The sequence below is a fragment of the Klebsiella sp. HC6 genome (genome assembly GCF_022605325.1).
GTDB classification, from domain to species: domain Bacteria; phylum Pseudomonadota; class Gammaproteobacteria; order Enterobacterales; family Enterobacteriaceae; genus Klebsiella; species Klebsiella terrigena.
In genome coordinates this window covers 1,574,185-1,584,981 of the sequence record NZ_CP093276.1, presented here as the reverse complement: position 1 = coordinate 1,584,981, position 10,797 = coordinate 1,574,185, and the positions used below count along the sequence as shown (strand labels likewise).

At 56.9% G+C, this 10,797-nt stretch carries 14 protein-coding genes; 1 reads left to right on the top strand and 13 read right to left on the bottom strand.

Going from position 1 to position 10,797, the window contains the following annotated elements:
- Positions 1-6: 6 nt before the first annotated feature.
- Genes MMW58_RS07855 through MMW58_RS07795 form a run of 13 tightly spaced genes read right to left on the bottom strand, consistent with a single transcriptional unit; the run spans position 7 to position 9,470 of the window.
- Complete coding sequence (locus MMW58_RS07855; protein ID WP_241723068.1) at positions 7-504, bottom strand: hypothetical protein; 498 nt, start codon at positions 502-504, stop codon at positions 7-9.
- Positions 497-967: a hypothetical protein gene (locus tag MMW58_RS07850; protein WP_241723067.1), complete on the bottom strand. Its 471-nt coding sequence runs from the start codon at positions 965-967 to the stop codon at positions 497-499. Before MMW58_RS07850 ends, MMW58_RS07855 begins: the two co-directional genes overlap by 8 nt.
- Position 968: 1 nt before the next feature.
- Positions 969-3,449, bottom strand: a complete 2,481-nt coding sequence (locus MMW58_RS07845; RefSeq protein ID WP_241723066.1) for a phage tail protein — start codon at positions 3,447-3,449, stop codon at positions 969-971.
- A 1-nt stretch (position 3,450) separates the two neighbouring features.
- Positions 3,451-4,062, bottom strand: a complete 612-nt coding sequence (locus tag MMW58_RS07840; protein WP_241723065.1) for a phage connector family protein — start codon at positions 4,060-4,062, stop codon at positions 3,451-3,453.
- Complete coding sequence (gene gp10 / locus MMW58_RS07835; RefSeq protein ID WP_241723064.1) at positions 4,062-4,385, bottom strand: capsid staple protein; 324 nt, start codon at positions 4,383-4,385, stop codon at positions 4,062-4,064. Before gp10 ends, MMW58_RS07840 begins: the two co-directional genes overlap by 1 nt.
- 50 nt (positions 4,386-4,435) lie before the next feature.
- The gene (locus tag MMW58_RS07830) at positions 4,436-4,768 is read right to left on the bottom strand and encodes a hypothetical protein (RefSeq protein WP_241723063.1); all 333 of its coding nucleotides are present in this window, start codon (positions 4,766-4,768) and stop codon (positions 4,436-4,438) included.
- 10 nt (positions 4,769-4,778) lie between these two features.
- On the bottom strand, positions 4,779-5,216 hold the full coding sequence (locus tag MMW58_RS07825; protein ID WP_241723062.1) for a Bbp16 family capsid cement protein: 438 nt from the start codon (positions 5,214-5,216) through the stop codon (positions 4,779-4,781).
- A gap of 53 nt (positions 5,217-5,269) precedes the next feature.
- Positions 5,270-6,256, bottom strand: coding sequence for a major capsid protein (locus MMW58_RS07820; RefSeq protein ID WP_241723061.1), 987 nt, complete (start codon positions 6,254-6,256; stop codon positions 5,270-5,272).
- Between the two features lie 14 nt (positions 6,257-6,270).
- Positions 6,271-6,945, bottom strand: coding sequence for a peptidase (locus tag MMW58_RS07815; RefSeq protein ID WP_241723060.1), 675 nt, complete (start codon positions 6,943-6,945; stop codon positions 6,271-6,273).
- An 8-nt stretch (positions 6,946-6,953) separates the two neighbouring features.
- Positions 6,954-7,277 carry a phenylalanyl-tRNA synthetase subunit beta gene (locus tag MMW58_RS07810; protein ID WP_241723059.1) on the bottom strand — a complete coding sequence of 108 codons (324 nt, stop codon included), beginning with the start codon at positions 7,275-7,277 and terminating at the stop codon, positions 6,954-6,956.
- On the bottom strand, positions 7,270-7,587 hold the full coding sequence (locus MMW58_RS07805) for a Bbp19 family protein (protein WP_241723058.1): 318 nt from the start codon (positions 7,585-7,587) through the stop codon (positions 7,270-7,272). Before MMW58_RS07805 ends, MMW58_RS07810 begins: the two co-directional genes overlap by 8 nt.
- Entirely contained in the window at positions 7,584-9,263 is a 1,680-nt protein-coding gene (locus MMW58_RS07800) for a portal protein (protein ID WP_241723057.1), read from the bottom strand. The genes MMW58_RS07805 and MMW58_RS07800 overlap by 4 nt, the downstream gene beginning before the upstream one ends.
- Before the next feature lie 3 nt (positions 9,264-9,266).
- Positions 9,267-9,470, bottom strand: coding sequence for a hypothetical protein (locus MMW58_RS07795; RefSeq protein WP_088401946.1), 204 nt, complete (start codon positions 9,468-9,470; stop codon positions 9,267-9,269).
- A 1,033-nt stretch (positions 9,471-10,503) separates the two neighbouring features.
- Here MMW58_RS07795 and MMW58_RS07790 point away from each other — a divergent pair.
- Entirely contained in the window at positions 10,504-10,797 is a 294-nt protein-coding gene (locus tag MMW58_RS07790) for an Acb2/Tad1 domain-containing protein (RefSeq protein ID WP_241723056.1), read from the top strand.

Below are 10,797 nucleotides of genomic sequence, written 5' to 3'. Positions count from 1 at the left end.
ACCCTCTTATTTTTTAGCAAATGGCGACCATGTGCCACCAGTTGTCTTGTAGGCGCTATATCCCTGAGAAACAGAGTTCAGCAATGTTGTGGCCGCACCGAGATTTGCGCTCTGCCTGTCGAGCTTCCCCTGAGCCCGACTAACTCCCGCCTGGAACTGCAGACCTGCTGCCTGCCGCTGGGCGTTATTGATCGTCGTCAGTGCATCAAGTTGCCCGAATTGCGCAGTCTCTGTGGTCAGATCCAGGGCGTTACCGCTGGTAAGGTCGGCGCCGCCGGACGCCAGAGCAACAGTCTGTTTCCCCGCCACCTGCTTCGCCTGCATACGCTGCTGGTACGCCTGGTCGTTGCCGGTGTTAACTGCGTCACGCCCGGCCTGCTCCTGCGCGTCGGCATTGGCGTTTGCGATGGCGGCGTTAGCCTTGCCGGTCTGAACCTGGCTGTAAGCGCTAAGAGCACCAGCGATAGCAGTCACAGCTAAAACTGCAGAGGTCGGCTCACACATTTTTGTTCTCCATTGTGAATCGATGAAAAGGCAAGCCCATCAGGCCATACGGAGCGGGATCCTCGAGGCGAAAACCCAACCAGTGAAGCCAGGCTTTAGCCGCGTGGTTGCGCGCATCAACGTAATTTTCGAGGAAGCGATACCCTTGTGACATGTCACGCAGAACCGGGCGGCAATGGCGAAGGAAAGTAACAGGCTGCTGCTCCATCAGGTCGGTACTTACCAGCCACGGGATGCCGCGGCCGGTGATAATTGATGCCGGGCTGATGCCGAATATGGTGACCACCTGACCGTTAATCAGTCCTGCAGCTGAAACTGAAGCCGATTTCATGGCGCGCACGATGACTTCCGCAGGCTGCATCCCGGCCGCCGCTATAAACTCGTCCCGATCAGCCTGGCGGACATGGGGCAGCATGGCGGCAATATGCTCTTCGGTCACCGGAACTATCTCAACCTTGCGCATATCAGCCCCCTACCGTCACGCGTGGGATAATGGCGAGCACGCCCAACGGCAGCGGGTCATCATGCCTGATAACCACCCGACCATTACGCGACCAGTCTGCATCGAGATTCATATCGATGATGCCGGTGCGCAGACCGACCGGATCGTCGTAGAACTCCCATTCACGTTGCGGATACTCCAGCAGGTGATCCTCATCGGTTCCCGCCGTTACCGAGCGGCCATGGTTTATCATCACGCAGAGTTGGTTAATCAGCTTGGTCTTGTCCAGCAGCGTAGCCTGGCTCGCTACGTTCACGTCCAGAGTTTCGATCAGCGCAGACAGCGGCAGGCCGACATGCACCACAGAGGAATGATTCTCAAGCGTCACAGAGCCGCCAGCAACAGCCTGTTGCGGCTCAACGTTTCCATCTGCCAGAATGCTAACGGTCTGTCCCTCCAGATGAGAAAGCCCGGAGATCACCTTCGGCGCAACCGACCAGGTAGCTTGCTCAGTGCCGTGAAGCGCCGCCGGCACATCACGGTTAACCAGCACCTTCGCAACTGTCGACGAAACCACTTCGGTGATATCCAGCCGCATGGATTTGCTGGTGCCGTCCTCGGTGTACGGAATGTGGATCTGGTAGTCGAGGCTGGAGGAATCAAAATACGCCGCGCTGCAGGTCAGGGTCATTTCATCATGATACGTCCAGCCGCCGGCGCTGCCGATCGTCATCGTGCGTGATGCGTCGGTGTTTCCGCCGTCGTACGACAAGCCAGAATCAACAAAGAACGCATCGGCCTGGTCGGTAAACTGCCTGGTAGCCAGCCGCTCTATGTAGCGAACCGTGGCGCCGTTAACCGTGCGGCGGATCAGCGCGTAAACCGCATCCTCCTGACCCTCGCTGATGCTGCAGAGCGACTCGACATAGCCATTCGTCAGCGGGTGCGGATGCCAGGCATACACCTGCTGTTCCCGCAAATAGGTGAGCCCCATCAACAGGCCGTCGCTCCTGGCGCACCAGGCAACGCTGAACGGCTGCACGGACAGCGCCCAGTCTGTAATTGTGTATCCGTTGAAAAGATGGTTCGCCAGGAGCGTAAGGTCACTGGACTGGAAACTATCCTGGTCGAAGGAATAGAACAGGTCCCGGATGATGGATCCCTTCTGCTGGACGTACAGCGCCACGCTGCCGACGTTAATCGGCGCCAGGTCGCTGCTGCCGTTGAATGACTGACCGGACATCGCAAAACCGCCGGTGCCGGTGATGTTTCCGTTACTGTCGCCGGTGACTTTAAACTCCCCACCGCTGGTCAGCACGATCAACTGCCCGACATCGAGCAGGTGCAGAATTTTGTTCAGCTGGCGGCCAGCGTAGTTGTAGGTGATCGCGTCATCGTCAACTTTCGGGTTAGAGCGGTAGAAATTGTGATAATCGCCGGTGCGGCTGCACCAGATTGTTTGCGGGAAACCGGTGCTGCCGGCGAAAATAAGCCGCTGCTGGTAGTAGGTTACGGTGCCTGGGTAGCCGTCGTTATCATTCCAGGCAAAATGAGCCCATTTGTATGTGGCGAAAGTGCTGGTGACCACCTGAGCGGGAAGTTCTATTTCCCCGTCCTGGCGGGGCACAACGTCGGCGGTAGCCGTCAGCCCATCAGGAGCTACAGCAGTGATACGGCAGACACCGAAGCCACTGTGAAGATAACGCCAAAGTACGCCGTTGCGTCCGCCGTATCCCCATCCATCCCACGAATCGCCCGTGGTGTGCGTCGGCGCCACAGTGCCGGTGGTGCCGTTAGCGCCGCCATCAACGCAGCGATAGTAGTTCTCCTGGTAGCGGCATTCATCTCCCACGCTGATATCTTTGTCGGTCTCCCAGCGTCCTACGCTGTCTACGGCTTTCTGCTCCATGTAGAACAGTTTCCCGACGTGCCAACTTTTGAATATGCTGCTGGATGCCGTCAGCGTCACCGTGCCGGTTCTGGCGCTGGCGTAGACGGTGACATCGTCATCCGTGTTGATATCCTGGAACGGGCCGCTTGTGGTGCTTACCGTTGCGGTTCTCCAGTCTGCCTGACCGTAGCGGCGGATCTCCATCGGCGGGTAGTTATTGTGGCAAACGGTCATCACGTCAGCTGACTGCGTGAATTTCAGTTCAGACACGATAGCGATCGGCCAGGGGGTCGCCACCTCGATCGGGCTGCCGCCATCATCGGTTACCAGCGCGCCATTCGACCAGACCCGGAAATAGTAATCGCCCAACTCCAGCGCATACGTCTGCGACACACTGAACTGAAACGGGATCAGCCGCGCTGTGCGGTCGGCATATTTGGCACTGCCGAGATACCGGAACCCCGGGCGGTTATCCAGGCCGCCGAACTGTCGCACAATGAAGTTGCGGCAGCGGCGCAGGGATGTCTGGTACTTTTCCAGATCGACACGTCCGTACAGGGATGGTGAAATCTCGCCGCCAGCGAGTGATGGCTGAATCAGTGAATAGGCCATATCAGCAGATCCTCACGCTGGCGAGATCAGACATAGGCTGCTCTGGTTCATGCGACTCATCAAGGGAGCGCTGCATTGCCGCCGCCAGCACCTGCTGGTAGTTGGCCATCGCCTGCTGCCCGAGACTGGCATTAGAGGAAATCGGCATCGCTATTTCAGCCGCCAGGCGCCAAGACAACGCATCGGCAAACAGGGCATCAAACATCATCGGATCGGTGATACTGCGAACATACAGCAGCATGGCCTGCGACTCGTTGGCGTGGATCACCCGAGACGTCACGTCTTCATTGCTGCCTACTTCGAAAATCGGCTTATGCCGCAGCGCGTGATGAGGCCCGAAGTATCCCCGCGGCAGAATAGCAGATATGCGAGCGCAATCCGTCGGGTACTGGTAGCGGAACAACCAGCCCGGCGCCGGGTCGCCCAGGTCTGCCAGCAGCACCCGGGACATAGCAAAGTTCCAGTCGTTGTCCGCCAGCACTGCATCGCGCAGCGGCTCATAAAACAGGTTGCAGGTATATGCCTCTTTGGTCTTTTCGGTGAGGCTGTTCATCGTCCGGCTATTGCCGATACGCGCCAGCGCGATGTTGCAGATATTGATCACTGAGGCCATTATTCGCCCCCTTCACCGTACAGAGTCTGGGCCGTCGTCTTCGGTGCTTCACCTGAAATCGGGGCCAGCGCCATATCGGTGATTTGCAGATCCGCGCTGCGGAAAGTGCCATCATCGCCTTCACGGGCAGAGATGCCTTTAATCACCGCTTTAGCAGTAATCATCACTTCTGTCCCGACATTCTGCGGCTGAGCTTTCAGCTTGTTCAGCGTGTCGTTATTCAGAGTGATGCAAAGCCCCCAGGGATATTCATCGCGAGTTTTCGTCTCGCCGCTTTCATCCTGGTAGCTATCAGTGCCTGTTTTGAGATTGACCATTTCCATAGAACACTCCTACAAGAAAGGGGCCGAAGCCCCTTGTTTTATTCCGAGGCTCAGACGCCTAAATCTTTTCGCTTCTCTGCGATTTTCTCGCGGAGCGTATCGGCTTTGGTGTTGTGATGAGGCTTCTCGTTAAAGAGCAGTTCATACTCTTCGCGGAGTTTATCCAGATCATCATCAGCCCCCGCATCGTTCAGAGGCTTATTGGCTTTAACGGTAGAGCCCCCCGCTTTTGCCTTTTCTTTAGCCTCAACGGCCGCATCGTTCAGAGGCTCAAGCGCCGTGCCTGGCTCGCCGTCATATTCAACCTCGGCACCTTCCGGCCATAGGTTATTGTGAATATGCGACAGGCGCAGGACGCGGTATTTAGCTTTTTCACCTGACATGTCCACCACCTTAGCCGGTCACTTTGGAGCGGATCGGATACGGCGTATTTGCATCAACATCCAGGTTAATACCGGAGGTGAACGCGCCAGCAGTCAGCGGGCCGGTTGCTACGGAGTAGTTGACGCGCAGATAGCGCAGCACACCCTGCGGAACCTTAGCCGACACGACACGTTTACCCGCGGTCAGCGCCGCCAGCGCCAGCGCGCCGCTATCATAGATAGTGGTCCAGGTGCTGTTATCCGGGCTGGTCTGCAACTGAACGTTGACGGTTGCGGCGCCAGCAGCGGTGGCAGCGGTGTTAACCAGGGCCCAGAATTCCAGGGGGTAACCGACGCCAATATCACGGCGAGTGCCGTCAATCGGACCGAGGTCGATCACGTCGGTAGAAGCAGCAGTAGCCGTAACCGCCTGCGCTTCGGAGAACATCAACAGCTTGTCGAGGATCATAATTCTCTCTCCAGTTAGCAGCCCGTTGCCGGGCCGCTGGTTATAGTCAGGGGTTAAACGACGCGAGCTTCGGTTTCGAGCAGCGCATCAGTTTCGCGAATCGGCACGCCGCGGAAACTGGTCCACCATTCGCCCTCGGTCTCTTTAACGCTGATAGCCAGCGAGGATTTCTCCAGCGCCTGGGTATCGAGCGCCTGGGCTACGGTGCGGTTCATATAGAACACCGGGCGACCCATACCGCGGTTAGGAATGCGGTGCAGTGCTTTCACCAGCAATTTGGCGATATTCGCTGCAGCGGAGGCGTCTTCCAGATCGCTGATATCGATGTTTGCGATGCGGACGACATAGCGCCAGTCACGCAGGCTCAAACCGTTATCCCACTTATAGTGGGTGCGATAGCCTTCATAGTGACCGCCGGTCGCATCATCCAGAGTTACCTGGCCTTTGTCGGTCATCTGCAGGCCTGCTTTCTGCCCTTTCGGGAAAATGCCGTGGACGGTGTTTTCACCCCACACAACCAGCCAGATAGACGTGTTATCGGTGCCAGTGCCGCCGGCATCGATAATGTTCTGAGCATTGCCAGCGCTCAGGCTGGAGTAGCGGGATGAGAGCCCCATAAACTGCTGCGGGTTGACGCTGGAATCACCGTAGAACAGGGTCTGAGCCATCTGTTGGTTCAGTGCTTCAATAAAGGCGCGGTCTTCGGAAAGGCGGAATTCAGCAGTATTCCCGTTGAGGTCAGCGAGAGATTTATCGATCTCCGCATAGGTTTCCAGCATGCCGATACCGTCGGTAACCTGCACAGTGGTCGATTTGCTCGGCTGCACGCCGTAGTTCAGCAAACGCCAAGTAGCAGACGGCAGACCAGAGCGGATGGTCGTACGGTGCCCGGTAGGCAGGTTGCCTTCCACAATCAGCATGTCCTGCAGGATCGGGTTAGTCTGGGAAAGAAGTTCGGTAATCTTGTCGATTTTACCGTTCAGATCGATGCGCTTACCCCAGTCAGCCAGCGTCAGCGCAGTTAAGCCTTTAACAGCCATGGTTATACCCTCTCTTATTTGCCATAAAGCACTTCGGCCGCACTACGCTGACCGTCACTACTGTGGGCCATGACAAACGAATCCTCGCTCATCAACTTGCCTACCTTTGCGAATGCCCGGACCATCTCCGGATGGTTGCCCATCCCGGTGGTATCCAGAAACTCGCGGAACTCTTTAGAGGCGAAGGTATCCAGCGCTTTTTGCGCATGGCCTACCGATGCCGTTAATTTGTCACCACCGATCTCTTTATCGGCTTTGGTATCTGCGGCCCACTGCTCTACCTGAGCCCCCCAGGATTCCGCCTGGCGCTGCTGCATTTGTTCCTGCAGTTGCGGCCACAGTCCGGCCAGCTTCTGCGCCTGCTCATTCGTCAGGTCCAGCTCGCGGGCTACCGGTTCGAAGAGCTCAACGGCTTTCGAATCAAGCTCAGTGCCTTCAGGTGCCGTAAGCTTGTATTTCTCAGGCGCCTGAGTTTCGGGCTTTTTGTCTTTATCGGATCCCTGCTCTGGCTTGTCGCCAGATGGCTCCGGTTTTTCAGGATCTGCAGGTGGCGCTTCTGCCGCCGGCTCCTGTGCTTGTTCGGCCGGCTCCGGGCTCGGTGATGGTTCAGATGCAGCAGGTGCCGCGCCGCCATCACCAGGCTGCTCATTGCACAAGCGGGGATACATCAGGCGTTCAAATAAATTCATCTCGTCACCTATGCAGGAATTGTTTTTGCTTTCAGCTGAGTAAGAACAGCATTCAGCGTGGTGCGCAGCGCGGCGGCATCGGTGAGCAGCGCGTTATATTTCGAGACCAGGTCATTGTGGTCAGCCAGCAGGCCGGCAACATCCGTAGCCGTTGACGCGGTGTCAGCGGTGGCTGTTGCTGCAGCTGCAGCCGCCACGGATGCGCCGACCAGGACGCCACCACGTACTGTGGTTGTCGGGGTCGGAATTGTGGTGATCCCCCCGCCGCTGATGACCTCAACAACCTGATTTGGGCCGCTGAGTCGCTTAACCCGCTGTATTTGATCAGCCATTTTCGTCTTCCCCTTTGGCCTCGTTAGCCATTACCAGATACTGATCAGGGCATGCCTCCATCACGTCAGAGAAGACCATCAGCCCTGTGTTACGTTTTCCTTCAGCGAACGCTGCTGAGAGCGCCTCGCCGGTATAGGTGGAGCGCCACACGCCAGCCTGCTCCAGTAGACGCCAGATAAAGCGGCGGCCGTGCTCTGTATCGCAGATAAGGCGCAGGTCGTTGAGCTCGTTATCGCGGCGCAGCCTCTGCTTTTTGGCCGCCTCTGCTGCCAGCGCTTCCTGTTCCTCTGCGCTCAGGTATTCAGTCATTGCGCCACCGCCTGCTGCTGTGCAGCATCAGAAAGGGTTTTGAGCAGGCTAGGGTCTGCGGTGTTGGTATCGCTCAGGGTCTTGGCGGTTGCGCCAGCCTGCTGCGCCATAGCCATCATCTGCTGTTGTTGTTCCTGCTGCGCACGCTGATCGCGGGCGGCCTGCACCTCATCAGCCGAGTTAACAATCGTCGCCGGGACGCCGAGCATGTCGCCGTAACTGTCGATCGCCTGATCCACATTGAGCTTGTCGAGCGCGTTGGGATTGGCCTGTGCCAGATTGCCGACGAAGCCGACGAAGCGCTCCACGCTGTTGATGCCGATAGACTTCTGTGCCTGGGCGAGAATGGACACGTATTCGACTTTCAGCGGCGCGCCCTGCAGTTCCTCCGGCGGTTCCGGGAACAGGTTGCGGCGGGCCATGATGTTGAAGGTGCGGTCAACAAACGGATCCAGGAACTCATCATTCAGGCGTTCCAGCACAGGCCCGAGCTGCAGAAGTTTCTCATCCTGCATCGATGCCACGGCTTCAACCGGCATGCTGCGGGTGTTGATGGTGCTGAACATGTTGAATAGGTCGGAGAAGAAGCAGGCCTCAATCATCTGGCGGTCGTCGGCGATCATCGCCAGCATGTCGTTCAACTGCGGGCTGACTGCGTAGGCCGGGCGAACCAGTTTGCTGTTGTCGATCTCATCGACGTACGTCACGCCGCCGGGGGTGAGATTGAGCAGTTTGTTTTTCAGGCTTGCCGGCGCAACCATTGGCGGATTCACCATCTTATCGATGGCGTTAGCCTTGCGGATTTGCTCCAGTTGCAGGGCCTTCCCGGTGCCGAGGGCCATCATGCCTGGGCAGTTGCTGCCGTAAACGTCCTCGCCGTTTATCTCCCAGCGCGGGGACAGGATCGGCGATTCATCGTAGCCGGACTCGCTGAGCATCCTGTCGCCGTCGCCCGCGAGCTCGAAGTAAGCCGATTTGAAAGCCTTATTACGCGCATTCAGCTTGCCCGTATCGCGGTTCAGGTTAGGCTCAGTCAGGTGAACGACGTCAAACCACGCTTCGTAGTTCGCGCTGTCCCAGGCGCTGCGCACGGCATTACTGACGTTTTCGAGGCCAAACTGCATCGCAATCTGGCGGGCGGTCATGGAGAAAACGCGATAGGTGGTATCGACCGACAGACGGGCGGAATTCGACAGGTAGTAACTGCCGATCGGCAACGGGTGCGTGCGGATAACATCCTCGTCATCTTCCAGTACAACCATTGCCGCCGTACCGAAAACACCCAGGTGACGGTAGATAATCGGCAGTGACTGGTAGACGTTGGACCGGTTCATGACGTCGTTCATGCGGGTCATGACGACATCCAGCCAGCGCTTAACCGGGCCATACTGCATCATCTCCGGATCCGGCGTTGCCAGTTTGAACCACGGGCGCGTCGGGCTGGTGATACCTGAAAGCATGCCAGATTGCAGCGTACGGGCCGCTTTGGATGCGGTCGGGTCAACGATACGGGTATTGCGTTTGCTGCCGTTGTTTCTCTCCGTCGTCAGAAAGCGCGTGCTGCGCGGATCGATAAAGTCCGCCAGTTCGCGCCAGTGTTCCTCAAAGCTGGTGCGCTCTTTTTTGAGCTGTCCCAGGTGCTTGAGGTAGTGCTGCTTTGGAGAGAGCTCAGCCATAGATTAAGCCCCGAGCAGGGTTTTGCCCTGCGAGCCGCTGGATGGCTGGGTTACGCCCTGACTGGATGTCAGGATTGTTGACTTCTGCCCGCCAGCTGCAGCCCGCCGGCGGCGATCGTCATCAGCCGTATTCTGTACGGCAGAATCAGACGTCTGCGGTGCAGCCTGGACCTGCGGAGAACTCACGTTAGGTTTGCTGATGCACATGATGCGGAACTCCATAGCGCTTAAATTATTACCAATTTAACCACATATGAATTATTTCGCGTAGTGCATTGACTTAATCAGATGCAATTATTACCTTATTGGTAATGACAACATGCAAGCGCATTCCATTTCACCTCATTGGTGGCTTTGTCGTTAATCCAAATGGCGGAGTGCGCTTCCAGTTGTTAAGACAACCGCCGTATGGCACATGCGGCGCAGCGGTCCGGCGGGGTTCCTTGAGGTTCCTTTTCCCCGAGCGGGTAGCCGGAATGTGCAAGCCAGTGTTCTGTATGCACGGACAAGGGATTCACCATCCTGGCGATACGGTGTGACACCTCGGAAGAGACGAGGATGGAATCCATTCACGATAAGCATCTCGCAGGGTGTTTATCGGGACTGGAAGAGTTACCACTTGGAGACGGTCCTAATAAATGTCCTGGACAGTGGCGCTGACGACGGAGCGATAACCGAAGGTCGTATGATCGACTGAAGTCATTGACTACCCGGAAAGATGGGGAGCATGAAAGGCTAAAGAGGCGGCTCTTTCATGGTGATCCCGCCTAGTTGGTGAAAATTCGTTACGCGTCTTCATTCCAACCGCGCTGGCTGTAAGGTCAGCACACAACAGGTAAGAGCATTTAGGGTGTAGGTCAGTGACTGCCCGAATACGGTGAACGCCGGCCGCAGTGCTCTTTCCGTTGTGGTAATTGCGGCTATGCGCACGCGGCGAGCCAACCCGTTCAATGAATGCGTTTCCGGGCAGTGTAACGTCGCCGGCTATGGCTAAATCCGGCAGGTGGAGGCACCACCACCACAACCCAATCACGCCTTAGGACCGTGATGCAGTACCAGAGTTAATTGCTGTGTGTAGCTTGGCGGTGGCAGTTATTCCCTTTCTGACCACCGCCCTTTTTACAGCAGGACGCCATTACGATGACTTCATGCTGTAAACCCCGCAACACCCAGCCAAGGATGGCACTTTCCATCATCCCTATTTCGCCCTGTTCGCCGGGCATTTTTTTAAGGTGAGATTATGAGCGAAGCGAAACCACAAGACGGCAGCATGGTAAAAGGCTACCGCACATTAACCGCTGGCGACATTGAGCGGATGAACCGCCTCAAAGGTGTCAGCCGGCATTTTTGTAGTCTGCTTGATACAGAGCGAGGTGAATTGTTGGCTGTCCGTAATGGCCCGGCAATGTTAAGTGTTGAGCAGGCTCGGGAGATTGATGAAGCTATGCGCTGTCTGGCAATCGCCCGTACCAAAATGCAGGAAGCCTGTATGTGGGCATGCCGTGCCGTGGCGAGACCTGATAGCGATTGTTGA